Source organism: Trabulsiella odontotermitis (genome assembly GCF_001188485.1).
Lineage (GTDB): Bacteria > Pseudomonadota > Gammaproteobacteria > Enterobacterales > Enterobacteriaceae > Trabulsiella > Trabulsiella odontotermitis_A.
Genome location: NZ_JNGH01000125.1, coordinates 39,386 through 65,626 on the forward strand (window position 1 = coordinate 39,386; position 26,241 = coordinate 65,626).

Sequence of the window (26,241 nt, forward strand, 5' to 3'; positions counted from 1 at the left end):
CGGCCTGCCTCTAACCCAACAGGAAATGACGGGCGAGGAGTGCCGCAGTGAAATTTTTCTTAAGGTAAAAACCGCGCGGCAGCGTGAGGATCAATTCGCCGTGCGCGCCGATGGCTTCGGTAAGCGCTTTGCTGTTCGCCGCCTTCGGGCGCAATTGCAGCACTTCGCCGTGACGGGCGGTAATGCGCTCCACCTGGCCGAGGACAATCAAATCCATCAGCTCTTCCCAGTCCATGCGCAACTGCCTCTCTTCTTCTTCACTCGGACTCCACAGTAGCGGCGCGCCGACGCGTCGTTCAGCCAGCGGAATCTCCCGCTCGCCTTCGACCGGCACCCACAACACGCGGTTGAGCTTATGCCGGACATGACTGGTTTCCCAGCTCACGCCGCTGTTGCCGGTGAGCGGAGCGACGCAGACGAAGGTGGTCTCCAGCGGGCGGCCACGGCTGTCGACAGGAATGGTTTTCAGCTCCACGCCGAGGGCGGCAAAATCCTGTTCAGGCTTACTGCCCGCGCTCGCGCCGAGCCAGCGCTCCAGCAGGACGCCGATCCAGCCCTTATCCCGCTTCAAATTCAGCGGCGTCGGTAGGCCTGCGCGGGTGGCCAGCTCGCCCAACGTTAAGCCTGCCAGTTGCTGCGCCTGGGCGAGCAACTGCGCTTCAGATTGCGGTGGCGTAACGAGTGGGAGAAGCTCAGACATAGCGGAAACCTTTTTGGCGAAAAAATAGACGACAGTTTTTGCCGCGGTGGGCAGAGTTTACCTGTTTTTGGATAAACAGACCAATGCAATGATTTTTATCGGTTTTTTTCCGGTTTTTGCTCTGCCGGGCGAATCCGGAGAAGAAGTTTTCCTAAACTGGTCACTGACAATGAACAGGATCTTACACCCAGTTATCCACAGAAAAATGGGATAACTGCGAATAACCCCCACTACTGTTTCGATTTACAGCCTTGACGTGCGACGAAAATCGAATTTCTGGATAAAATATGCCTAACTTGTTGGCACAATCTGTGGATAAAAACGACGCTGTTCGATCTTTCATCAATGAAAGGATCGCTGATGTGATGAACGTCACGTTATGCTGTGCAAATCGCGATTTTGTTCATTTAACTTTATGAATATAATAATTTTATTATGCATGGCGCATAAGGAGTTATTCAGATGATTCCGGGTTTTCCCGGGTTAATTCCGTACTTCTTCACAACTCTATCCACAGAAAAAGTGAATAAAATGCCGTAGTTGAGGGGTGTGTTGTTCATAACTCTGACATTTACTGTGAGTTATTCAATTGTTATCCGGTGCGGATGCGGTAACAGAGTGGTTTACCGTTTCCAGGTAGTATGAAACAATCATTCACATTGAAGCTTATTTTGAGGTAGTCCGGTGATTGATGACGATGGCTACCGCCCAAACGTGGGTATTGTAATCTGCAATCGCCAGGGCCAGGTTATGTGGGCCAGGCGTTTTGGTCAGCACTCCTGGCAATTCCCGCAAGGGGGAATCAACCCGGGGGAGTCCGCTGAACAGGCGATGTACCGGGAACTGTTTGAAGAAGTAGGGTTGAGCCGTAAAGATGTGCGCATTCTCGCTTCGACACGCAACTGGTTGCGTTACAAATTACCTAAACGTTTGGTGCGTTGGGACACAAAGCCGGTATGTATCGGCCAGAAACAGAAGTGGTTTCTCTTGCAGTTGATCAGCAGTGACGCGGACGTCAATATGCAAACCAGCAGTACGCCGGAATTCGACGGCTGGCGCTGGGTGAGTTACTGGTATCCTGTACGTCAGGTGGTTTCGTTTAAACGCGACGTATACCGCCGGGTGATGAAGGAATTCGCAAGCGTTGTAATGTCGCTGTCGGAAAGTACGCCGAAGCCGCAAAATGCGCCTGCTTATCGACGTAAAAGAGGTTAAGCGACGCAGATTATGCTCACCCGGTTGCGAGAGATCGTTGAGAAGGTTGCCAGCGCTCCACGCCTGAATGAGGCGCTGGATATTCTGGTGACGGATATCTGTCATGCAATGGAAACTGAAGTGTGCTCGGTCTATCTGGCCGACCACGACCGGCGCTGTTACTACTTAATGGCGACCCGCGGGTTAAAAAAACCGCGCGGGCGCACTATCACGCTGGCATTTGATGAAGGTATTGTCGGGCTGGTCGGGCGGCTGGCTGAGCCCATCAACCTTGCTGATGCCCACAAGCACCCCAGCTTTAAATATATTCCCTCGGTAAAAGAAGAGCGCTTCCGCGCGTTTCTCGGCGTGCCGATTATCCAGCGGCGACAGCTGCTCGGCGTGCTGGTTGTCCAGCAGCGCGAGCTGCGTCAGTACGATGAAAGCGAAGAGTCGTTCCTGGTCACGCTCGCCACCCAGATGGCGGCCATTCTGTCGCAATCCCAGTTAACCGCGCTGTTTGGTCAGTATCGTCAGACGCGCATCCGCGCCTTACCGGCCGCGCCCGGTGTGGCGATTGCGTCTGGCTGGATGGACGCAACCCTGCCGCTGATGGAGCAGGTTTATCAGGCGTCGACACTCGACACGGCCCTTGAGCGCGAAAGGCTGACCGGTGCGCTGGAAGAGGCGGCGAATGAGTTTCGCCGCTACAGCAAACGCTATGCGGCGGGGGCACAAAAAGAAACGGCCGCTATCTTCGACCTCTATTCTCACCTGTTGTCCGATGCACGTCTGCGCCGTGAACTGTTTGCGGAAGTCGATAACGGATCGGTGGCTGAATGGGCCGTTAAAACGATCATCGAAAAATTCGCCGAGCAGTTTGCCGCGCTGAGCGACGGGTATCTGAAAGAGCGCGCGGGGGATCTTCGCACGCTCGGTCAGCGGATCCTTTTCCATCTCGACGATTCCATCCAGGGGCCGAATGCCTGGCCCGAGCGCTTTGTGCTGGTGGCGGATGAACTGTCAGCCACCACGCTTGCCGAAGTACCACAGGATCGTTTAGCCGGGGTGGTGGTTCGTGATGGCGCCGCCAACTCCCATGCCGCCATTATGGTGCGCGCGCTCGGCATTCCCACGGTCATGGGAGCAGATATCCAGCCGTCGGTGCTGCATGGCCGAATGCTGATTGTGGATGGCTATCGCGGTGAACTGCTGGTCGATCCGGAACAGGTGTTGCAGCAGGAATATCAGCGACTCATCACCGAAGAGAATGAACTCAGCCGGATCGCCGAAGACGATGTCGATCGCCCGGCAGAGCTGAAAAGCGGTGAGCATATTAAGGTGATGCTCAACGCCGGCCTCAGCCCGGAACATGAACAGAAACTTGGCAGCCGTATCGACGGTATCGGCCTGTACCGCACGGAAATTCCGTTTATGTTGCAAAGCGGTTTCCCCTCCGAAGAGGAGCAGGTGGCGCAGTATCAGGGCATGTTACAGATGTTCAACGACAAGCCCGTCACGCTGCGTACGCTGGATATTGGCGCAGACAAAACGCTGCCTTACATGCCGATCAGCGAAGAAAACCCGTGCCTCGGCTGGCGCGGGATCCGCGTAACGCTCGACCAACCGGAGATTTTCCTGGTGCAGGTACGCGCCATGCTGCGTGCTAACGCGGCAACCGGCAACCTCAGCATTCTTTTGCCGATGATCACCAGCATTGAAGAGGTGGACGAAGCGCGGCGTTTGATTGATCGCGCCGGGCGTGAAGTGGAAGAGATGATCGGCTATTCGATCCCGAAACCGCGCGTTGGCGTGATGCTGGAAGTGCCGTCGATGGTGTTTATGCTGCCGAACCTGGCGAGCCGCGTGGATTTTATCTCCGTCGGCACCAACGATTTAACGCAGTACATTCTGGCGGTCGATCGCAACAATACCCGCGTGGCGAACATCTATGACAGCCTGCACCCGGCGGTGCTGCGGGCGTTAGCCATCATTGCGCGCGACGCCGAACAGTACGGCATTGATTTACGCCTCTGCGGTGAAATGGCGGGGGATCCCATGTGTGTGACGATCCTCGTCGGCATGGGTTTCCGGCACCTGTCGATGAATGGCCGTTCCGTTGCCCGCGTGAAATATCTGCTGCGGCATATTGAGCTGGAAGAGGCGCAGGTTCTTGCCCGGCGCGGTCTGGAAGCGCTGCAAACCGCCGAAGTGCGCCATCAGGTGGCGGCATTCATGGAGCGCCGTGGTCTTGGCGGTCTGATCCGCGGCGGTCGCTAGCCGTTATGTTATGCCCTTTCCTTTACGGGAGAGGGCATGACTATACATATCTTTTACATCTTAGCCGCATCGCCCGGCATTGCCCTGTGCTATTATTCGCACCTTTGGAGCAGCCGACACGTGCGGTTGCGCGCATCTACCGCTACCCACTTTCGGCGGAATAACAAGCACTTGTGGTGACAGATGAATAGTGGCTATCTGCATTTCCCGGAATTTGATCCGGTGATTTTTTCCATTGGACCGGTCTCCCTGCACTGGTATGGGTTGATGTACCTGGTCGGCTTCGTCTTCGCGATGTGGCTGGCGACGCGCCGGGCCAATCGCCCCGGCAGCGGCTGGACGAAAAACGAAGTCGAAAACCTGCTTTACGCCGGTTTCCTGGGGGTTTTCCTCGGCGGGCGTCTCGGCTACGTCTTTTTCTATAATTTCCCGCTATTCCTTGCTGACCCGCTCTATCTGTTCCGCGTCTGGGACGGCGGTATGTCGTTCCACGGCGGCTTGATCGGCGTTATCGTGGTGATGATTATTTTCGCCCGTCGCACCAAACGCACTTTCTTCCAGGTCTCTGATTTCATTGCTCCGCTGATCCCGTTCGGCCTGGGCTGCGGCCGTCTCGGCAACTTCATTAACGGCGAGCTGTGGGGTCGTGTTGATCCGAACTTCCGTTTCTCCATGCTGTTCCCGGGCTCCCGTGCGGAAGATATCGCGTTGCTGCCGCCACACCCGGAATGGCAATCGACCTTCGACACTTACGGTGTGCTGCCGCGCCACGCTTCCCAGCTGTATGAACTGGCGCTGGAAGGGGTTGTGCTGTTTATCATCCTCAACCTGTTTATCCGCAAACCGCGCCCGACCGGTGCCGTCTCCGGCCTGTTTTTGATTGGCTATGGCGCGTTCCGCATCATCGTCGAATTCTTCCGCCAGCCAGACGCGCAGTTCACCGGCGAATGGGTGCAGTACATCAGTATGGGGCAGATTCTCTCGATCCCGATGGTGCTCGCGGGTATCATCATGATGGTCTGGGCGTACCGTCATCGCCCACAGCAACACGTCTCCTGAGGGAAGCATGAAACAGTATCTCGAACTAATGCAGAAGGTGCTTGACGAAGGCACCCCAAAGAATGACCGTACCGGCACCGGTACACTTTCCATTTTTGGTCACCAGATGCGTTTTAACCTGCAGGAAGGCTTTCCGTTGGTGACCACCAAGCGTTGCCACCTGCGCTCAATCATTCATGAGCTGCTGTGGTTCCTGCAGGGTGACACCAATGTTGCCTACCTGCATGAAAACAACGTCTCGATCTGGGACGAGTGGGCCGACGAGCAGGGCAATTTAGGGCCGGTGTATGGCAAACAGTGGCGCGCCTGGCCGACGCCGGACGGTCGCCATATCGACCAGATCACCACGGTCATGAACCAGTTGAAAAACGACCCGGACTCCCGTCGCATTATCGTCTCCGCCTGGAACGTCGGTGAGCTGGACAAAATGGCGCTGGCGCCGTGCCACGCGTTTTTCCAGTTCTATGTTGCGGATGGCAAGCTCTCCTGTCAGCTGTACCAGCGCTCCTGCGACGTCTTCCTCGGTCTGCCGTTTAACATCGCCAGCTACGCGTTGTTGGTACATATGATGGCGCAGCAGTGCGACCTCGAGGTAGGCGATTTCGTCTGGACCGGTGGCGACACGCACCTCTACAGCAACCACATGGAGCAAACGCACCTGCAACTGAGCCGTGAGCCGCGCGCGCTGCCGAAGCTGGTCATCAAACGTAAGCCGGAATCCATCTTCGATTATCGCTTCGACGATTTCGACATCGAAGGTTACGATCCGCATCCGGGCATCAAGGCGCCTGTCGCTATTTAACCCCGAACCCCAGGAAACCGGTACCTGTGTGTGCCGGTTTTTTTTATTCGCTGAAACCAGCTTCCGCTTTTCCTGCAACGCCGTGCAACCTCCACGAAATCCCTGATAACGCCTCGTAAAATCGACATTCGCCGTTCGCCTTGTCCTCGCAAGCTTCACATACTCCCGCCATGAAACGAGAACAGGGCTATACCCTCATTGAAACGCTGGTCGCCATCACGCTGATTTTGATTCTGAGCGCCGCCGGGCTGTACGGCTGGCAGACCTGGCAACAGCAGCAACGCCTGTGGCAGACCGCCTCGCAGGTGCGGGACTATCTCATTTTCCTGCGCAACGACGCGAACTGGCATAACCAGGATCATAAGCTCAGCGTGCTGCGTGACCATGCGCACTGGTGTCTGGTCAGCAGCGCGCAGAGTAGCGAACAATGCACAGCGAACGATCCTTTCATCCTGTTACCTGCCTGGCCGGATATCACGCTCAAAGAGATAACCCCGGCGCTCGGTTTTTATGGCTTGCGCAGCACCGCCTGGGGCGGGCATATCGCGCTGGAAAATCCTGCGGGAGAATGGGTGGTTACGGTGTCGGCGTGGGGCAGAATTCGCTTGTGCCAGCGGACAGGAGACGCAGCATGTCAGTAAAATCGCAGGGATTTTCATTGATGGAAGTGTTGATCGCGATGGCCATTGGCAGCGTATTGTTGCTCGCCACGTCCCGGTTTTTACCGGCGCTGCAACGGGCGGTTCTCCAGCAAACCCGGCATCAGGCGCTTGAAGAGGAGATCTGGCAACGGGTTTACGTGGTGGCAAAACATCTGCAACGCGCCGGATACTGTAACGGCAATTGTCAGGGCGAGCCGTTACAGCTTGAGAGAAACGGTGAATGTCTGATCGTTCGCTGGGATGCCAACAGTAACGGCGTCTGGGATGCCTCGCCTGTAACCGACGCCGACAGTACCGGATTTCGCCTGAATAACGGTGCACTTGAGACGCTGCGAGGCGCGACTACCTGCGCGGGAAAAGGGTGGGAGAAAATGACCGACCCCGGCGTGTTGCAGGTCAGTCGTTTTGAGGTGACCCACACGGCGCATGCCGGGTTTGCGCCACAACTGACGGTGACGATGGTGGCGTCGTTAATGTCGGATCTGAAGACCTCGGTTTCCGCGCAGTACAGCGTGACGGGGTTTAACCTGTGAATCGCGAACGCGGGATGTCATCGCTTGCGCTGGTGTTGTTGACGCTGGTACTGGGAAGCCTGCTGTTACAGGGGCTAAATCGCCAGCATCAGACAACGCTTTCTCAGGTCAGTCTTGAGCAGGTAGCGCTGCGGGACAGCGCCCGCGCGCAATCGGCACTACAGTGGGGAAGAATGCAGACGTGGGATGTTACGCCACAAACGCAGTGTCGGTCGTTGCCTGCGTACTCCGCCACGGTCTGTTTGCAGTTTGCCGATGACCACACGGGGCTCTTGATCGCCCGCAGTGGCGATTTCACGTACTGGCAAGCCGCGACGCTTGAACCCTCAGCGGTTCACTTCTCGCCACACGGGTGGAGTGATTTCTGCCCGCTAAAGGAGCGTGCGCTATGCCAGATGCCCTGAAGCGTCAGCGGGGGTTCAGCCTGCCGGAGGTGATCCTGTCGATGGCGCTGATGATCACCGTCGTCAGTGCATTAGCGGGCTACCAGCGCGGTCTTGCCAGCGGATTTACCCAACTTGCGCAGTACCGGCAAGTGTGGCGGAATGCCTGGCAGCAAACGCAGTGGGTACCCGGCGAGATGCCGGAAGGCTGGAAAGTGAACCGGTTGCAGACAACCACACAAAGATGTGTCAGCATCTCGGTTACCATCACGAGTCCAATGGGCAGGCAGGGTCAGATGACGCGCTTACATTGTCCGGTCAGTCAGTAATCAGGAGCGAATATGCTAAGGGTGTACCATTCCAACCGCCTCGATATCCTGGAAGCGCTGATGGAGTTTATCGTCGAGCAGGATCGCCTCGATGACCCGTTTGAGCCTGAAATGGTGCTGGTGCAAAGTACCGGCATGGCGCAGTGGCTGCAAATGACGCTGGCAAAACGGTTTGGTATCGCCGCGAATATCGACTTTCCTCTGCCTGCCAGTTTTATCTGGGATATGTTTGTTCGCGTTCTGCCGGACATTCCCAAAGAGAGCGCGTTCAATAAGCAAAGCATGAGCTGGAAGCTGATGACGCTGCTGCCCGGCATGGTGGAGCAGGACGATTTCGCACCGTTGCGCCACTACCTCTCTGATGACGCAGACAAACGTAAGCTGTTTCAGCTGGCCTCGCGCGTTGCCGATCTCTACGACCAGTATCTGGTTTACCGACCTGACTGGTTAACACAGTGGGAAGCGGATAAACGCATTGACGGTCTGGGCGATGCGCAGCAGTGGCAGGCGCCGCTGTGGAAAGCGCTGGTGAATTACACCGCGGAACTGGGGCAGCNNCGGGTGTTTATCTGTGGCATTTCGGCATTGCCGCCCGTTTATTTACAGGCGTTACAGTCGCTGGGCAAGCATGTCGATATTTATGTGCTATTCACCAACCCCTGCCGCTATTACTGGGGCGATATTAAAGATCCGGCGTTTCTGGCGCGACTGATGGCGCGTCAGCGCCGTCATCACCGTGAATCGCGTGAGTTACCGCTGTTTCGCGATCCGGATCAGGCGCCCGGTCTGTTCAACGCCGAGGGTGAGCAGGATGTCGGTAACCCGCTACTGGCCTCGTGGGGCAAGCTCGGGCGTGACTACTTATATTTGCTTGCCGGCCTGGAACGCTACGAAGAACTCGACGCGTTTGTCGATATTCCCCCGGATAACCTGCTGCATAACCTGCAGTCGGACGTGCTTGAACTGCATAACGCGCAAATTGCCGGGCGAACCGAAGAAGAGTTTTCCACCAGTGCGCACAAGCGGGAACTGGATCCTGACGATCGCAGCCTGACGATTCAGGTCTGCCATAGCCCGCAGCGCGAAGTGGAAGTGTTGCACGATCGCCTGCTGGCGATGCTGGAAGAGGATCCGACGCTGACGCCGCGCGATATCATCGTGATGGTGGCAGACATCGACAGCTACAGCCCGTTTATTCAGGCGGTGTTCGGCAGCGCCACCGGCGACCGTTATCTGCCGTATGCCATTTCTGACCGCCGTGCCCGCCAGTCGCACCCGGCGTTGCAGGCTTTCATCACGCTGCTCTCGTTACCGGACAGCCGCTTTGTCAGCGAAGATGTCCTCGCGCTGCTGGATGTTCCCGTGCTGGCGGCGCGTTTCAATATCAACGAAGAGGGGCTGCGTTACCTGCGCCAGTGGGTGAACGAATCCGGCGTGCGTTGGGGCATCGACGATGACAATGTCCGCGAACTTGAGCTTCCGGCCACTGGCCAGCACACCTGGCATTTTGGTCTTACGCGTATGCTGCTCGGCTACGCCATGGAGAGTCGTGAAGGGGAGTGGCGCGATGTCCTGCCTTATGATGAATCCAGCGGGCTGATTGCCGAGCTGGTGGGACATCTGGCGTCGCTGTTGATGCAGCTAAATCTCTGGCGGCGCGGGCTGGCACAGGAGCGACCGCTGGAAGAGTGGCTGCCGGTTTGCCGTGAAATGCTCAATGACTTTTTCCTGCCGGATGCCGACACCGAAGCGGCGATAACGCTTATCGAGCAACAGTGGCAGGCCATCATTTCAGAAGGCGTGCTGGCGCAGTATGGCGAAAATGTGCCGTTGTCACTGCTGCGTGATGAGCTTGCACAGCGTCTGGATCAGCAGCGCATCAGCCAGCGTTTCCTTGCCGGTCCGGTTAACATCTGTACGCTGATGCCGATGCGTTCCATTCCCTTCAAAGTGGTTTGCCTGCTGGGGATGAACGACGGCGTTTACCCGCGCACATTACCGCCACTCGGCTTTGATTTGATGAGTCAGAAGCCGCTGCGCGGCGATCGCAGCCGTCGTGACGACGACCGTTATTTGTTCCTTGAAGCGCTCATGTCTGCAGAACAGAAACTCTATATCAGCTATATCGGCCGTTCGGTGCAGGATAACAGCGAGCGCTATCCCTCGGTGTTGGTGCAGGAACTGACGGACTACATCGGGCAAAGCCATTACCTGAAAGGTGACGAACAGCTCAACTGCGACGAGAGCGAGCAGCGGGTGAAGGCGCACATCACCCGTCTGCATACGCGGATGCCCTTCGATCCGGAAAACTATCAGCACGACGAACAACAGAGTTATGCGCGGGAATGGCTGGCAGCAGCGAGTCAGCAAGGGGAGGCGCATTCGGCGTTTATCCAGCCGCTGGCAGCGCAGGACATTGAGTCGATACCGTTCGAGCAGCTACAGCGCTTCTGGCAGCACCCGGTACGCGCCTTCTTTCAGATGCGTCTGCGGGTAAATTTCCGCGCCGAAGAGAGCGAAATCCCTGATGCAGAGCCGTTCACCCTCGAAGGGCTCACCCGCTACCAGCTCAATCAGCAGTTGCTGAACGTGCTGATCGAGCAACAGGATCCCGACAGCATGTACCGCCGTTACCGTGCCGCCGGCGAACTGCCGTATGGCGCGTTCGGTGAAATCGCCTGGGATACCCAGCATCAGGAGATGCAGACGCTGGCGGAGCGGGTGATTGCCTGTCGTCAGCCCAGCCAGAGTATGGAAATCGATCTGCAATGTGATGGTGTCAACATAACGGGGTGGTTACCGCAGGTTCAGCCGGATGGGCTGTTGCGCTGGCGTCCGTCTTTGATTAGCGTTTCACAAGGTATGCAACTTTGGCTGGAGCATCTTGTCTACTGTGCCAGTGGAGGAACGGGTGAAAGTCGTCTGTTCGTGCGTAAAGAGGGCGAGTGGCGTTTTGCTGCATTGCCCGCAGAACAGGCCATGGGGTATCTGGCAGAATTAGTGGCAGGATACCGTCAGGGAATGTGCTCGCCCCTGCTGTTTATGCCTGAAAGCGGCGGCGCCTGGCTTAACGCCTGCTACGACGCTGAAAACGACACGATTTTGCAGGACGAAGAGACGCAACAAAAGGCGCGCAGTAGGTTCTTACAGGCGTATGAAGGCAACATGGTGGTGAGCGGCGAAGGGGCTGACGTCTGGTATCAACGGCTCTGGCGCACCCTGGAGCCGGAAAACTACGACGCCATACTTGAGCAGACGACGCGCTACCTGCTGCCGGTTTTTCGATTTAATCAGTCGTAAGTGCTGTATAAAAATTGCGCAACTGAAAGGTTTCTTCTATCATGCGCAACTTGTCACGGACTGATGTGGTACAGAAAAGATGCCGCGATTGATGGCACAAATGTTAATGATGAGGTCCGTGAATGCCCCGCAACACCTGGTTTAGCGTTTTTATTCTGTTTTTTGCCCTCTGGGCGCCCATCAGTCAGGCAGACACAGGATGGCAACCGGTACAGGAAACCATCCGCAAAAGTGATAAAGACACCCGCCAGTATCAGGCCGTGAAGCTTGATAACGGCATGGTTGTGCTGCTGGTTTCTGATAAGCAGGCGGTGAAATCGCTGTCGGCGCTGGTGGTGCCGGTGGGATCGCTGGAAGATCCCGAAGCGCACCCGGGGCTCGCGCACTATCTGGAACATATGACGCTGATGGGTTCAAAAAAATACCCGCAGCCGGATAGCCTCGCCGAATTCCTCAAAATGCACGGCGGCAGCCATAACGCCAGTACCGCGCCTTACCGCACCGCGTTTTATCTGGAAGTCGAAAACGACGCGCTGGCAGGGGCGGTCGATCGTCTGGCAGACGCTATCGCCGCACCCATTCTGGATAAAAAATACGCTGAACGTGAACGCAACGCGGTGAATTCCGAGCTGACGATGGCGCGTACCCGGGACGGGATGCGCATGGCGCAGGTGAGCGCAGAAACCATCAACCCGGCACACCCCGGCGCGCGTTTTTCCGGCGGCAACCTCGAAACGCTGAGCGACAAGCCCGGCAGTCCGGTGCATGACGCGCTGCTCGCCTTCCGCGACAAGTTCTACTCCGCAAACCTGATGAAAGCGGTGATTTACAGCAACAAACCGTTGCCGGAACTGACGCAACTGGCGGTAGACACCTACGGCCGCGTACCGAACAAGAATATTGAACGGCCGGAGATCAACGTGCCGGTGGTCACCGATGCCCAGAAAGGGATCATCATCCACTACGTTCCCGCGCTGCCCCGCAAAGTGCTGCGCGTTGAGTTCCGTATTGATAACAATACCGCGCAGTTTCGCAGCAAGACCGACGAACTGGTGTCCTACCTGATTGGCAACCGCAGCCCGGGAACCCTCTCTGACTGGCTGCAAAAGCAAGGCTTAGTCGAAGGCATTCGTGCGGACTCCGACCCGGTGGTGAACGGCAACAGCGGTGTGCTGGCGATCTCCGCCACGCTGACCGACAAAGGTCTCGCGCACCGTAACGACGTGGTGGCGGCAATTTTTAGCTATCTCAATCTGCTGCGCGAGAAGGGCGTTGATAAACGCTATTTCGACGAACTGGCGCACGTGCTGAATCTCGATTTCCGCTACCCGTCCATCAACCGCGATATGGATTACGTCGAATGGCTGGCGGACACCATGATCCGCGTGCCGGTGGAACATACGCTTGATGCCGTGAATATCGCCGACCAGTATGATGCTGACGCCGTGAAAGCGCGTCTGGCGATGATGACGCCGCAAAACGCCCGTGTCTGGTATATCAGCCCGAAAGAGCCGCACAACAAAACCGCCTATTTCGTCAATGCACCGTATCAGGTCGACAAAATCAGCGCTGAGCAATTTGCTATCTGGCAGACAAAAAGCAAACAGCTTGCGCTGAGTCTGCCCGAGCTTAACCCCTACATCCCGGATGATTTCACGCTGAACAGACCGGCGGAAAAATACGATCGCCCGCAGCTTATCGAAAATCAGCCCTCGCTGCGCGTGGTGTACATGCCGAGCCGCTATTTCGCTGATGAGCCGAAAGCCGATATCACGATGATCCTGCGCAACCCAAAAGCGATGGACAACGCCCGCAACCAGGTGATTTTCGCGCTGAACGACTATCTCGCGGGGATTGCCCTCGATCAGCTGGCGAACCAGGCGGCGGTCGGCGGGATCAGTTTCTCTACCGGTGCCAACAATGGCCTGATGCTCAACGCCAACGGCTATACTCAGCGCCTGCCACAGCTTTTCCAGGCGCTGTTGAAAGAATATTTCAGCTACACGCCGACGCAGGAACAGCTGGATCAGGCCAAATCCTGGTATGTACAGATGATGGATTCCGCCGAAAAGGGCAAAGCCTACGATCAGGCCATCATGCCGGTTCAGATGCTGTCGCAGGTACCTTATTTCCCGCGTGAAGAACGCCGTGAACTGCTGCCTTCCATCACGCTCGACGACGTGATGCGCTATCGTGACACGCTGAAAGCCAACGGGCGGCCAGAGTTTATGGTGGTGGGCAATCTGTCCGCAGAGCAGTCGAAGACGCTGGCGAACGCGGTGCAGGCCGAGCTTGGCGCCAACGGTAACGAATGGTGCCGAAATCAGGATGTCGTGGTCGATAAAAAGCAGTCCGTTATTTTTGAAAAAGCGGGCAGCAGTACGGATTCCGCGCTGGCGGCCGTCTTTGCGCCGCCGAACATGGACGAGTACAGCAGTTCTGCAGCAGCGTCGCTGTTGGGGCAAATTATTCAGCCGTGGTTCTACAATCAGTTGCGTACGGAAGAACAGCTCGGCTATGCGGTCTTTGCGTTCCCGATGAATGTCGGGCGCCAGTGGGGAATGGGCTTCCTGCTGCAGAGCAACGACAAGCAACCGGCGTATCTGTGGGAGCGTTATAAAGCGTTCTTCCCGACAGCGGAGGCAAAACTGCGGGCAATGAAGCCGGAAGAGTTTGCGCAGATCCAGCAGGCGGTGATTGCCCAGATGACACAGGCGCCGCAAACGCTGAGCGATGAGGCCTCACAGCTCAGCAAAGATTTCGATCGCGGTAATATGCGTTTCGATTCACGTGATAAAGTAGTGGCTCAGATTAAACTGCTGACGCCGCAAAAAATTGCCGATTTCTTCCATCAGACGGTGGTTGAGCCGCAGGGCATGGCGATATTATCTCAGGTCTCCGGCAGCCAGAACGGGAAAGTGGATTATGTTCACCCGCAGGGCTGGAAGGTCTGGGAAAACGTCAGCACATTGCAGCAAACCTTACCTCTGATGAGAGCGAACGAATGACCGACACCGCTGAGTCCCTTGATCCCCTGCGCTTGCCGCTTACCGGCGAGCGCCTGATTGAAGCCTCTGCGGGCACCGGAAAAACCTTTACTATCGCCGCGCTCTATCTGCGGCTGTTGCTCGGGCTGGGAGCGGAAAACGCCTTTCCCCGCCCGGTCAACGTCGAAGAGCTGCTGGTGGTTACCTTTACGGAGGCCGCGACCGAAGAGCTGCGCGGCCGTATCCGCAGCAATATCCATGATTTGCGTATCGCCTGCCTGCGCGGGCGTTCTGAGAATCCGCTTTACGCACAACTGCTGGAAGAGATTGACGACAAACAGCACGCCGCTGATGTGCTGATGCTGGCAGAGCGCCAGATGGACGAAGCCGCCGTTTTCACCATTCATGGTTTCTGCCAGCGCATGCTGAGTCTGAATGCTTTTGAGTCGGGCATGCTGTTCGAACAGCAACTGATTGAAGATGAGTCCCGGCTGCGTTATCAGGCCTGTGCCGATTTCTGGCGTCGCCATTGCTACCCGCTCTCGCGGGAGATTGCCGGGGTGATCCACGCGTCGTGGAAAGGCCCGCACGAACTGTTGAAGTCTATCGATCGCTATCTGCAGGGCGAAGCGCCGCAGATTAAATCCCCGCCGGCCAGTGACGAAACGCTCGAGTCCCGGCATCAGCGCATCCTGACACAAATCAATGAGGTCAAGGCGCAGTGGCAGACCGCCGTTGCTGACATCCCCGATGTTATTGAGCAGTCAGGGATCAACCGGCAAAAATTCAACCGCGGCAACCAGGCGAAATATATTGAAAGGGTGAATGCCTGGGCAGCGGAAGAGACCGTCAGCTACGCCTTACCGGACGCGCTGGAGAAGTTTGCGCAGTCGTTCCTGCGTGAGCGCACGAAGCCGGATGGCGACGTGCCTGCGCATCCCGTATTTGACACCATAGAAACGCTGCTGTCGCAACCGCTGACGCTAAACGATCTGGTGATCACGCAGGCGATGGTCGAGATCCGAGACGCCGTCGCCCGTGAAAAGCGCCGCCGCGGTGAACTGGGCTTTGACGATATGCTGAGCCGTCTGGACGACGCGTTGCGCAGCGAAAGCGGCGATGCGCTGGCCGCCGCCATTCGCCAGCGTTTCCCGGTGGCGATGATCGATGAATTTCAGGATACCGACCCGCAGCAGTACCGCATTTTTCGTCGCATCTGGCGTCAGCAGCCGGGCACCGCGCTGCTGCTGATTGGCGACCCCAAACAGGCCATTTACGCGTTTCGTGGCGCGGATATTTTTACCTACATGAAAGCGCGCAGCGACGTTACCGCGCACTACACGCTGGACACCAACTGGCGTTCGGCACCGGGCATGGTGGAGAGCGTGAACCGTCTGTTCAGCCAGATGGACAACCCCTTTATGTTTCGCGAGATCCCGTTTCTGGCGGTGCACGCGGCAGAGAAAAACCGCTCCCTCCGCTTTGAAATCGGCGGAGAAAATCAACCAGCGATGAACCTGTGGCTGATGCCGGGAAATGGCGTGGGCGCAGGCGATTATCAGGCGTTTATGGCGCAGCTCTGCGCCACGCAAATCCGCGACTGGCTGACGGCAGGGCAGCAGGGCAACGCGCTGTTGTGGCGAGGGGGGAGCGCAGAGCCGGTGAAGGCGTCGGATATTACCGTGCTGGTGCGTAACCGGCAGGAAGCCGCGTTGATCCGCGACGCGCTCAATCTGCTCAGTATTCCCTCAGTCTATCTGTCGAATCGCGACAGCGTGTTTGAAACTCCTGAAGCACAGGAGATGCTCTGGGTATTGCAGGCCGTCATGGCGCCGGAGCGCGAAAGCCTGTTGCGAAGCGCGCTGGCGACCGCGTTATTTGGCCTGAACGCGCAGGACATCGATCAGTTGAATCAGGACGAGCTCGCCTGGGATGCGCTGGTGGATGAGTTTGCTGCGTACCGTGCGTTATGGCAGCAGCGCGGCGTCATGCCGATGCTGCGCGCGCTGATGAACGCGCGGCATATGGCGGAAAACCTGCTGGCAACGCCAGGTGGTGAGCGCCGCTTAACGGACATTCTGCACATCAGCGAACTGTTGCAGGAAGCCGCGTCACAGCTGGAAAGTGAACATGCGCTGGTGCGCTGGCTTGCGCAGCACATCGCCGAACCGGATACCAACGCCGCCAGCCAGCAGATGCGGCTGGGAAANNCACAAATCCAAAGGGCTGGAATATCCGCTGGTCTGGCTGCCGTTTATCGCCCGCTTCCGCAAGCAGGATCAGGCGTTTTACCACGACCGGACCTCCTTCGACGCGGTGCTCGATTTGCGCGAGGGCGAAGAGAGTCTCGAACTGGCAGAGGCCGAACGGCTGGGGGGAGAGTTTANACGTCGCCTTAACCCGCGCTATCTGGCACTGCAGCCTCGGTATCGCGCCGCTGACCAGCCGTCGTAGCGACAAAGCGATCGACACGGATTTTCATCACAGCGCGCTGGGGCGGCTGGTGCAGAAAGGTGAGGCGATGGATGCCGCCGGGCTGGAAGCCAGCCTGCGCGCGCTGTGCTGCGAGCATATCGCACTGATGCGACCTGACGCGCTGGATAATTCACGCTGGCAGGCGCCTGAAACCGCGTTGACGACGCTCTCGGCGCGCGAGATTTCGCGCCGTATCAGCGACGACTGGCGGGGGGCCCACGCCGCATCAGTTTCCGCGCGGCGCGTCGCCGGGGACGTTCCTGCACAGCCTGTTTGAAGATATCGACTTTACCCAGCCCATTTCTCCGGACTGGATGAGAGAACAGCTGTTGTCAGGCGGCTATGATGAATCCTGGGTGCCGGTGCTTACCGGCTGGCTGGAAACGGTGCTGCAGACGCCACTACCGGGGGCGGGCATTGCGCTTTGCGAACTGAGCGCCAGGCAGAAACAGGTTGAGCTGGAGTTTTATCTGCCGATTGAGCGGATGCTCGAACCGCAGGCGCTGGACGCGTTGATCCGCCGTTATGACCCGCTCTCCGCAGGCTGCCCGCCGCTGGATTTTCGCCAGGTGCGCGGCATGCTGAAAGGCTTTATCGACCTGGTTTTCCGTCATGACGGGCGGTACTACCTGCTCGATTATAAATCAAACTGGCTGGGTGAGAGTGGCGACGCTTACACGCAACAGGCAATGGCGCAGGCTATGCAGTCGCACCGCTATGATTTGCAGTATCAACTTTATTGCCTCGCGCTGCACCGCTATCTGCGCCACCGCATCGCGGATTACGATTACGATCGTCACTTCGGCGGCGTGATTTACCTGTTCCTGCGCGGCGTCGACAGGCGCGAACCCGGGCAGGGGATTTTCACCACCCGTCCGGAACGGGCACTGGTTGAAGGTATGGATAATCTGTTTGCCGGTACGATGCCGGAGGTGGCCGAATGAACATGACTGACCTGCTGCTGAGCGCGGTGGAGCACAAGCAATTACGCCATCTGGACGTTCAGTTTGCCATGATGCTGACCTTGCCGGAGGAGAATCCGGCGCTGGCGCTGGCGGCGGCGATCCTGAGCCGTGACGCCGGGGAAGGGCACGTCTGCCTGCCGTTGTCGCGCCTGTGCCTGGATGAAAAAATGACCGGCGCGGTTCGTGAGATATGGGCGCAGCTGTTTGCGAAAGCCGGTCATCCGCAGCAGTGGCAAAACCTGTTGCTGGGCACGCCTGCGGTCAGCCAGGGCGACGCCCCCACGCCGCTGATTCTGTGCGGCGATCGCTTGTACCTCAACCGCATGTGGCGCAACGAGCTGACGGTGGCCCGTTTCTTCAGCGAACATAATCAGCCGATCCCGGTCGATGAAACGCGTTTGCGTGACACGCTGGCGGGGCTGTTCGAACAAAGCGACGGCGTCGACTGGCAAAAAGTGGCGGCGGCGGTGGCGCTGACTCGGCGCATTTCGGTGATTTCTGGCGGTCCGGGAACCGGCAAAACCACCACCGTGGCGAAACTGCTGGCGGCGCTGATCCAGATGTCGGAAGGTGAACGTTGCCGGATCCGGCTGGCGGCACCGACCGGCAAAGCGGCGGCGCGGTTGACAGAATCCCTCGGCAGCGCGCTACGTAAACTGCCGTTAAGCGATGGACAAAAAGCGCTGTTTCCCACTGACGCCAGCACGCTGCATCGCCTGCTGGGTGCGCAGCCGGGCAGTCAGCGCATGCGCTATCACGCCGATAACCCGCTGCATCTGGACGTGCTGGTGGTCGATGAAGCCTCGATGATCGACCTGCCGATGATGTCGCGCCTGATTGACGCGCTGCCGCCGCACGGGCGGGTAATTTTCCTCGGCGATCGCGATCAACTGGCGTCCGTGGAAGCGGGCGCGGTGCTGGGCGATATCTGCGCGTGGGTCAACGCCGGGTATACGGCTGAGCGTGCGGCGGAACTCAGCAGGCTGACCGGGGCGGACATCCCGGCAGGGGAGGGAACCNNTGCGCGCCAGCAACGAATATGAAACGATGCTCAGCGATGCGCAGACCGGGTACGCGCGTTATCTGCAATGTCTACGGGACAACGACAGCCCGGAAGCTATCCTTGCTGCTTTTGGTGAGTTTCAGCTGCTGTCCGCGCTGCGTGAAGGGCCGTACGGCGTCAGCGGGCTGAACGAACAGCTTGAGCGGGTGCTGGCGCGCCAGCGTCGGATCACGCTGCTGAAGCATTCGCGCTGGTATGAAGGACGGCCGGTGATGATTTCGCGCAACGACAGTGCGCTGGGATTATTCAACGGTGATATCGGCGTAGCGCTCGATCGCGGCCAGGGGCTGCGCGTCTGGTTTATGATGCCGGACGGCACGGTGAAATCGTTCCAGCCGAGCCGCCTGCCGGAACACGACACCGCCTGGGCGATGACGGTGCATAAATCCCAGGGATCGGAGTTTGATCACGCCGCGCTGATCCTGCCCGCGCAGCCCACGCCGTTGCTGACCCGCGAGCTGGTCTACACGGCGATCACCCGCGCCCGTCAGCGTCTTTCACTGTATGCCGATGAAACCCTGCTGGCGCAGGCGATTGTGGCGCGCACCGAGCGGCGCAGTGGTCTGGCGGAGTTTTTTGCCGGGTAGTCACGCTACCCGGCGGAGCACATATCAGCGTAAATCGGCCATCAGCACTTTGGAACGGCGCTGATAGTTGTACATTTCTTTTTTGCTTTCCGGCAGTAGTTCAATGTCGACAGGGGTAAAGCCGCGCTCCTGGAACCAGTGAATGCTGCGCGTGGTCAGCACAAACAGTTTGCTGAGCCCCATCTGTTTCGCCTGGCTGGCAATGCGGTTAAGCAATACTTCGCCACGCGATGAGCTGCGGTAGTCCGGATGCACCGCCACGCAGGCCATTTCACCGATCTTTTCTTCCGGAAAAGGATAGAGCGCCGCACAGGCAATGGTGGTGTTATCGCGCTGAATAATGGTGAATTTATCGATTTCCATTTCCAGCTGTTCACGCGAACGGCGCACCAGAATGCCCTGCTGCTCCAGCGGGCGAATCAGCTCAAGAATGCCGCCAATGTCGTTAATGGTCGCGCGACNNATTTGCTCGGCGCTCTCCATGACAATTTGCGTGCCGATACCGTCACGGGAGAACAGTTCTTGTAACAGCGCGCCGTCTTCCTGATAGCTGATCAGGTGGCTGCGCCGCACGCCGCTGCGGCAGGCTTTTACCGCCCCGCGCAGGAAACGTACGGTGCCGGAATGGTAGTCGCCGTCGGCTTCCAGCGCCTCGAGACGCGCCTGGGCTTCGTTAGGAAACAGTTCCGGCAGGATTTCACCATCCTCACCGTAAACCCCTTGTGAAGAGCAGAAACCGATCATCTTCTCTGCTTTCAGCTTGATGGCCAACTGGGTGGCAATCTCTTCCGAGGTCAGGTTAAAGCTTTCACCGGTGACCGAGACCGCCACTGGCCCCATCAGCACGATGGCGCTGTTGTCGAGCTGACGATGAATGGCTTCTTCATCAATGCGGCGAATGCGTCCGCTGTGGCAGTAATCAATGCCGTCATCTACGCCCAGCGGCTGCGCGATGATAAAATTCCCGCTCACCACGTTGATATGCGCCCCCTGCAACGGGGTGTTGTTGAGGCTCATCGACAGACGCGCGGTGATATCGAGCTGCAACGTGCCGGCGGCCTGCTTAACAAGCTCCAGGGTTTTTGCATCCGTTACGCGAATATGTTTGTGATACATCGGCTCGTGATTGTGGGTGATCAGGTTGGCGTCAATCTGCGGACGCGCGCCATACACCACCACCAGCCGGATCCCCAGACTGTGCAGCAGACCGATATCATTGACAATACTGGAAAAATTCTCATGCTCGATGGCTTCTCCGCCCAGCATGATGACAAACGTTTTTCCCCGATGGGCATTAATATAGGGGACAGAATGGCGGAATCCCTCAACCAGTTCGGTTCTACGCTCCTTCACCACGGCAAACCCTCAATGCATGATTATTCGTAATTTGTGTATTTTTATTCTGTTTTCGTTTTTCGCGCAAGCCTAAAATTTTCCCCGGTTTAAGAAATATCTTGTGGAGACCGCGTAAAACATAAGAATGTTTACCCTTTTCTGGATGACAGCTTATACACGTTTGGTTAAAGTTTTCGGTCAAACTGGACGTTTTATCCTTTAAATTCGTTTTCTTTGCTCGGGAGAAGCATGTCGGGAAGTCAGTCAGCATTAAGCCGCCGCCGTTTATTAAAGGGGGCTGGCGCCATGTGGTTATTAAGCGTGAGTCAAATTGGCCTGGCTGCTGTCAGCCAGATCGTGGCGGTTCGCGTGTGGCCGTCGTCCACCTATACGCGTGTGACGGTGGAATCCTCACAGGTGCTGAAATACCGCCAGTTTGCGCTGAGCAACCCTGAGCGCGTGGTGGTGGATGTAGAAGGGGTCAATCTGAACTCGGTGCTGAAAGGCATGGGGGCGCAGATCCGGGCTGACGATCCGTATATTAAATCCGCGCGCGTGGGGCAGTTTGATCCGCAAACGGTACGCATGGTCTTTGAGCTTAAGCAGAACGTCAAACCGCAGCTGTTTGCGCTGGCGCCGGTGGCGGGCTTTAAAGAACGTCTGGTGATGGATCTCTATCCGGCCAATGCGCAGGACATTCAGGATCCGCTGCTGGCGTTGCTCGAAGATTACAACAAGGGCGATCTGGAAAAAGGGGTGCCCCCCGCGCAGAGTGGCCCGCAGCCGGGTAAAGCGGGGCGCGATCGCCCGATTGTCATTATGCTCGACCCCGGTCACGGCGGTGAAGATTCCGGCGCGGTGGGGAAATACCGCACCCGCGAAAAAGATGTGGTGCTGCAAATTGCCCGTCGCCTTCGGGCGCTCATTGAGAAAGAGGGCAACATGAAGGTCTTCATGACGCGCAACGAGGATATTTTTATTCCGTTAAAGGTGCGCGTGGCGAAGGCGCAGAAGCAGCGCGCTGACCTGTTTGTCTCTATTCATGCGGATGCGTTCACCAGCCGCCAGCCGAGCGGCTCCTCGGTGNNGGCGAAATATCTGGCAGAAACCCAGAACGCCTCGGATCTCATTGGTGGCGTGAGCAAGAGTGGCGACCGTTATGTCGATCATACGATGTTTGACATGGTGCAGTCCCTGACCATCTCCGATAGCCTGAAATTTGGTAAGGCGGTACTGCAGAAACTCGGCAAGATCAATGATCTGCACAAAAACCAGGTGGAGCAGGCGGGCTTTGCGGTGCTGAAAGCGCCGGACATCCCGTCGATCCTGGTGGAGACGGCGTTCATCAGTAACATCGAAGAAGAGCGCAAACTGAAAACCGCGACTTTCCAGCAGCAGGTGGCAGAGTCGATTCTGGCGGGGATTAAAGCCTACTTCGCCGATGGCGCAACGCTGGCAAGACGCGGGTAGCAAGAGATGGCGCCGAAAGGCGCTTTTTTTGCCGGACGCAGAAACAAAAAAACACCCGTCAGGGTGTTCATTGTGTCTGGAGCATCACGATTAAAATGTTGGTTGCGGGGGCCGGATTTGAACCGACGACCTTCGGGTTATGAGCCCGACGAGCTACCAGGCTGCTCCACCCCGCGTCCGTCTTTATACTTCGCATGTCGAACTACGTCGAACACGTCGTATAAATTTTTCTTCACATTTTAATTGGTTGCGGGGGCCGGATTTGAACCGACGACCTTCGGGTTATGAGCCCGACGAGCTACCAGGCTGCTCCACCCCGCGTCCGTGGATGCGCACTATACTCTGCTGACTTTCTGTTGCAACCTTTTTTTTAACTAAACCGTTAAGTTTGCAGGTAACTGGACAAAAACCTGTCAGATTGTCTGTTTTGTGCGCGGAATTCCGTTTTGCTGATGCCAGCGCATTTCAATACCCCTGCCGGTTTGTTATCTTCATCACGGATTCGGCTTAAGTAAAAGATGAGACATCATGAAAGGACGTTGGGCAAAATATCTGGTAACGGGCACGCTGCTGACACTACTGGCAGCCTGTAGTTCTAAACCGACCGACCGTGGTCAGCAGTACAGTGACGGCAAATTCACCCAGCCTTTCTCACTGGTTAACCAGCCTGATGCCATTGGTGCGCCGATCAACGCCGGTGATTTTGCCGAGCAGGTGAATCAGGTCCGCGACGCCTCGCCTCGTCTCTATGGCAGTCAAAGCAATGTTTTTAACGCCGTGCAGCAATGGCTCCGTGCTGGCGGCGATACCCGCACGCTGCGCCAGTATGGCATTGACGCCTGGCAGATGCAGGGCGCGGATAACTACGGCAACGTGCAGTTTACCGGCTACTACACGCCGGTGGTGCAGGCGCGCCACACGCCGCAAGGGGAGTTTCGTTACCCTATCTACCGCATGCCGCCGAAGCGCGGTCGCCTGCCGTCCCGCGCCGAGATCTACGCCGGTGCGCTCAGCGACAGTTACATCCTTGCATACAGCAACTCGCTGATGGACAACTTTATTATGGATGTGCAGGGCAGCGGCTATATCGATTTCGGTGATGGCTCGCCGCTTAACTTCTTCAGCTATGCCGGGAAAAACGGCTGGTCCTATCGCAGCATTGGCAAAGTGCTTATCGACCGCGGCGAAGTGAAGAAAGAAGATATGTCGATGCAGGCCATCCGCCAGTGGGGCGAAACGCACAGCGAAGCGGAAGTGCGTGAACTGCTGGAGCAGAATCCATCCTTCGTCTTTTTTAAACCGCAGTCGTTCGCGCCGGTGAAAGGTGCCAGCGCGGTACCGCTGATTGGCCGCGCGTCGGTGGCGTCTGACCGCAGTATTATTCCGGCAGGCACCACGTTGCTGGCGGAAGTGCCGCTGCTCGACAACAACGGCAAATTCAACGGCCAGTACGAGCTGCGCCTGATGGTGGCGCTGGATGTCGGCGGGGGAATCANGGCATCGGTCCGGATGCCGGGCACCGCGCAGGGTGGTACAATCACTATGGCCGCGTCTGGGTGCTGAAAACTGCACCGGGCGCTGGTAACGTCTTTAGCGGTTAATTGAGGTCTTATGTCTGTGGTAATCAGCGATGCGTGGCGCCAGCGTTTTGGCGGCACGGCACGGTTGTACGGTGAAAATGCGCTGCAAGGGTTTGCCGATGCGCATGTCTGCGTGGTGGGCATTGGCGGAGTCGGGTCGTGGGCGGCGGAAGCGCTGGCGCGTACCGGCATCGGGGCGATCACGCTTATTGATATGGACGACGTGTGCGTGACCAACACCAACCGCCAGATCCACGCGCTCGGCGGCAACGTCGGGGNATTCGCCAGATCAACCCGGAGTGCCGGGTTAACGTCATCGACGATTTCGTCACCCCCGACAACGTGGCGCAATACATGAGCGCCGGGTACAGCTACGTGATCGACGCTATCGACAGCGTGCGACCCAAAGCGGCGCTGATTGCGTACTGCCGCCGCTACAAAGTGCCGCTGGTGACCACCGGCGGGGGCGGCGGGGCGGGGNTCCAGGTCGCCGATCTGGCGAAAACGATCCAGGATCCGCTGGCGGCCAAATTGCGCGAACGGCTGAAAAGCGAGTATGGCGTGGTGAAAAACAGTAAAGGCAAACTGGGCGTGGACTGTGTGTTTTCAACGGAAGCGCTGGTCTACCCGCAGGCCGACGGCAGCGTATGCGCCATGAAGAGCACCGCAGAAGGACCGAAACGGATGGACTGCGCCTCGGGCTTTGGCGCGGCAACGATGGTGACCGCCACCTTTGGTTTTGTCGCGGTCTCCCATGCCCTCAAAAAAATGATGGCGAAGGCGGCGCGTCAGGCTTGATTCTTTCGGGCGGCGTCGTTCACGGCCTCGCCCAGTGCCGACAGCCCCTGACTGCGTGAGGCGCTGAGCTGAGCGCGAAGCCCCAGTTCGTCAAATAGCGTGAGCGGATCCTGCGCCAGCAATTCCGCCGCGCTTTTACCTTCAACTGCCGTCAGCAATACCGCCAGCAAACCGCGCACAATTCTCCCTTCGCTGTCGCCAAAGAAATGCAGTTTTCCGTCAGTCGTTCCCACCGTGCCCAGCCAGACGCGGTTTTCGCAACCGGCGATCTCCTTCGCCTGCGCTTTCAGCTCCTCAGAAAGGACGGGTAGCTGCTTGCCGAGCAAAATCAGCTGGCGATACTTGTCTTCCCACGCCTGCAACGGCGTAAAAAGCTGACGCAACGATTCTGCCGTGACGGTTGTGCCGAACGGGTGTCCGGCATAGAGCGGGTTTGTCATTAATCCACCAGTAACTTAAGGGCGCGATCGACAGCGGCGACCAGCGCATGGACATCATCCTGTGTATTATAGGGCGCGAATGAGGCGCGCAGCGTGCCGCTGACGCCAAGCGCCGCCAGCAGCGGCTGCGCACAGTGCTGTCCGGCGCGTAGCGCGATACCGTATTCAGCGAGCAGCGTGACCATATCGCTGTGATGAACGCCTTTAAAATCAAACGCCAGCAGACTGGAGTCCTGACAGCGGAACGAGCGAAAACCGGGGCGTTTCGCCAGTTCGGCTTCGGCGAGCGTCGCCAGCCCGCGGCTCCAGCTTTCGGCCTGCGCCAGATCCANGCGCTGAGGCCAATCACCCCGGCGACGTTTGGCGTGCCAGCTTCCAGCCGGTAGGGCAGCGCCTGGGTTTTGAAACCGTCAAACGTCACTTCGGTGATCATTTTGCCGCCCCCGAGCCACGGCGACATATTTTCCAGCAGTTCGCTTTTGCCGTACAGCACGCCGATCCCGGTCGGGCCGTACAGCTTGTGGCCGGAGAAAGCGTAAAAATCGATATCCAGTTGCTGCACATCTGCCGGGAAATGCACCGCGCCCTGCGCACCGTCGACCATTACCACCATGCCTGCAGCATGCGCGTGGTGAATGGCCTGCGCGAGGTCCGGGCAACCGCCGGTGACGTTCGACATCTGTCCCAGCGCCAGAATACGGCTGCGCGGGGTGATGAGTTCAGGTAAGCGGGCCACGTCCGGCAGGCGATCGCTGCCCAGCGGCAGCTTAACGATGCGGGTGTCGGTCTGCTCCGCTACCATCAGCCACGGCACGAAATTAGCGTGGTGTTCGGCCTCGCTGACAATGATTTCATCGCCGGGCTTCAGGCGCGGTCGCGCATAGCTTTGCGCCACCATATTGATCGCTTCGGTGGTGCCGCGTGTCCAGACGATGTTTTTGCTGTCCGGCGCGTTAAGCCATTCGGCGACGCGATCGCGTGCCGCTTCATAGCGTGCGGTCAGGCGCTGCGCTTCGGCGAACTGGCTACGATGCACGTTGCCTGCGCTCAGGCTGTAAAACTGCGTGGTAGCGTCAATAACGGCCTGTGGTTTCAGCGCGGTCGCGGCGCTGTCGAGATAGACGCCAGCATCGCTCAGCGCGGGAAACCGGGCGCGAAACTGTGCGGGATTAAATGCGTTCATGGAATTCCTCATTACGATCAATAGATCGTCGCGCAAATTGCGGGTGAGGGCAAGGGGAGCGAATGTCCCTCGGAATAGTCCGTTAATTCTGGCAGGGTTAAAATAGTACGTTATGC

General features: G+C 57.8%; 15 protein-coding genes, 2 tRNA genes and 5 pseudogenes. 15 read left to right on the top strand and 7 right to left on the bottom strand.

Going from position 1 to position 26,241, the window contains the following annotated elements; translation table 11 throughout:
- Positions 1–10 precede the first annotated feature (10 nt).
- Together mutH and GM30_RS28110 are read right to left on the bottom strand one after the other, a co-directional pair.
- Positions 11–700 (bottom strand): DNA mismatch repair endonuclease MutH, encoded by a 690-nt coding sequence (gene mutH, locus GM30_RS22835; RefSeq protein ID WP_049850461.1) that lies wholly within the window; start codon positions 698–700, stop codon positions 11–13.
- 57 nt (positions 701–757) lie between these two features.
- Positions 758–943 carry a hypothetical protein gene (locus GM30_RS28110; protein WP_420802285.1) on the bottom strand — a complete coding sequence of 62 codons (186 nt, stop codon included), beginning with the start codon at positions 941–943 and terminating at the stop codon, positions 758–760.
- Between the two features lie 441 nt (positions 944–1,384).
- Here GM30_RS28110 and rppH point away from each other — a divergent pair, with 441 nt between their 5' ends.
- The 12 genes and pseudogenes from rppH (at position 1,385) to recD (ending at position 19,319) form a co-directional block, all read left to right on the top strand.
- A complete protein-coding gene (gene rppH, locus GM30_RS22840) occupies positions 1,385–1,915 on the top strand; it encodes an RNA pyrophosphohydrolase (RefSeq protein ID WP_038157812.1) in 531 nt (176 codons plus the stop codon).
- Positions 1,916–1,927: 12 nt separating this feature from the next.
- The gene (ptsP, locus tag GM30_RS22845; RefSeq protein WP_049850462.1) at positions 1,928–4,174 is read left to right on the top strand and encodes a phosphoenolpyruvate--protein phosphotransferase; all 2,247 of its coding nucleotides are present in this window, start codon (positions 1,928–1,930) and stop codon (positions 4,172–4,174) included.
- Positions 4,175–4,357: 183 nt separating this feature from the next.
- Positions 4,358–5,233 carry a prolipoprotein diacylglyceryl transferase gene (gene lgt / locus GM30_RS22850; RefSeq protein ID WP_049850463.1) on the top strand — a complete coding sequence of 292 codons (876 nt, stop codon included), beginning with the start codon at positions 4,358–4,360 and terminating at the stop codon, positions 5,231–5,233.
- Between the two features lie 7 nt (positions 5,234–5,240).
- On the top strand, positions 5,241–6,035 hold the full coding sequence (gene thyA / locus GM30_RS22855) for a thymidylate synthase (protein ID WP_049850464.1): 795 nt from the start codon (positions 5,241–5,243) through the stop codon (positions 6,033–6,035).
- A gap of 170 nt (positions 6,036–6,205) precedes the next feature.
- Entirely contained in the window at positions 6,206–6,676 is a 471-nt protein-coding gene (locus tag GM30_RS22860; RefSeq protein WP_049850465.1) for a prepilin peptidase-dependent protein, read from the top strand.
- Positions 6,667–7,230 carry a prepilin peptidase-dependent protein gene (locus GM30_RS22865; RefSeq protein WP_049850466.1) on the top strand — a complete coding sequence of 188 codons (564 nt, stop codon included), beginning with the start codon at positions 6,667–6,669 and terminating at the stop codon, positions 7,228–7,230. Before GM30_RS22860 ends, GM30_RS22865 begins: the two co-directional genes overlap by 10 nt.
- On the top strand, positions 7,227–7,634 hold the full coding sequence (locus GM30_RS22870; protein WP_049850467.1) for a DUF2509 family protein: 408 nt from the start codon (positions 7,227–7,229) through the stop codon (positions 7,632–7,634). The genes GM30_RS22865 and GM30_RS22870 overlap by 4 nt, the downstream gene beginning before the upstream one ends.
- Positions 7,619–7,942, top strand: a complete 324-nt coding sequence (locus GM30_RS22875; RefSeq protein WP_049850468.1) for a prepilin-type N-terminal cleavage/methylation domain-containing protein — start codon at positions 7,619–7,621, stop codon at positions 7,940–7,942. The genes GM30_RS22870 and GM30_RS22875 overlap by 16 nt, the downstream gene beginning before the upstream one ends.
- Positions 7,943–7,954: 12 nt before the next feature.
- The gene (gene recC, locus GM30_RS22880; RefSeq protein ID WP_049850469.1) at positions 7,955–11,242 is read left to right on the top strand and encodes an exodeoxyribonuclease V subunit gamma; all 3,288 of its coding nucleotides are present in this window, start codon (positions 7,955–7,957) and stop codon (positions 11,240–11,242) included.
- Between the two features lie 122 nt (positions 11,243–11,364).
- The gene (ptrA, locus tag GM30_RS22885; protein ID WP_049850470.1) at positions 11,365–14,250 is read left to right on the top strand and encodes a pitrilysin; all 2,886 of its coding nucleotides are present in this window, start codon (positions 11,365–11,367) and stop codon (positions 14,248–14,250) included.
- Positions 14,247–17,648, top strand: a pseudogene (gene recB, locus GM30_RS22890) (exodeoxyribonuclease V subunit beta). The gene ptrA and the pseudogene recB overlap by 4 nt, the downstream one beginning before the upstream one ends.
- Positions 17,645–19,319, top strand: a pseudogene (recD, locus tag GM30_RS22895) (exodeoxyribonuclease V subunit alpha). Before recB ends, recD begins: the two co-directional pseudogenes overlap by 4 nt.
- Before the next feature lie 24 nt (positions 19,320–19,343).
- Here recD and argA read toward each other — a convergent pair.
- Entirely contained in the window at positions 19,344–20,675 is a 1,332-nt protein-coding gene (gene argA, locus GM30_RS22900; RefSeq protein ID WP_049850471.1) for an amino-acid N-acetyltransferase, read from the bottom strand.
- A gap of 228 nt (positions 20,676–20,903) precedes the next feature.
- Here argA and amiC point away from each other — a divergent pair, with 228 nt between their 5' ends.
- On the top strand, positions 20,904–22,124 hold the full coding sequence (amiC, locus tag GM30_RS22905; RefSeq protein ID WP_049850472.1) for an N-acetylmuramoyl-L-alanine amidase AmiC: 1,221 nt from the start codon (positions 20,904–20,906) through the stop codon (positions 22,122–22,124).
- Between the two features lie 99 nt (positions 22,125–22,223).
- Here the strand turns inward: amiC and GM30_RS22910 are convergent.
- A tRNA-Met gene (locus GM30_RS22910) sits at positions 22,224–22,300 on the bottom strand.
- Between the two features lie 68 nt (positions 22,301–22,368).
- A tRNA-Met gene (locus GM30_RS22915) sits at positions 22,369–22,445 on the bottom strand.
- 207 nt (positions 22,446–22,652) lie between these two features.
- On the opposite strand from GM30_RS22915, the pseudogene mltA reads away from it, so the two are divergent.
- Together mltA and tcdA are read left to right on the top strand one after the other, a co-directional pair.
- Positions 22,653–23,725: pseudogene (gene mltA / locus GM30_RS22920) on the top strand (murein transglycosylase A).
- Between the two features lie 115 nt (positions 23,726–23,840).
- A pseudogene (gene tcdA, locus GM30_RS22925) lies at positions 23,841–24,502 on the top strand (tRNA cyclic N6-threonylcarbamoyladenosine(37) synthase TcdA).
- Here the strand turns inward: tcdA and csdE are convergent.
- Together csdE and csdA are read right to left on the bottom strand one after the other, a co-directional pair.
- Positions 24,493–24,942 (bottom strand): cysteine desulfurase sulfur acceptor subunit CsdE, encoded by a 450-nt coding sequence (gene csdE, locus GM30_RS22930; RefSeq protein ID WP_049850473.1) that lies wholly within the window; start codon positions 24,940–24,942, stop codon positions 24,493–24,495. The pseudogene tcdA and the gene csdE overlap by 10 nt on opposite strands.
- Positions 24,942–26,125: pseudogene (gene csdA, locus GM30_RS22935) on the bottom strand (cysteine desulfurase CsdA). Before csdA ends, csdE begins: the two are co-directional and overlap by 1 nt.
- Between the last annotated feature and the right edge of the window lie 116 nt (positions 26,126–26,241).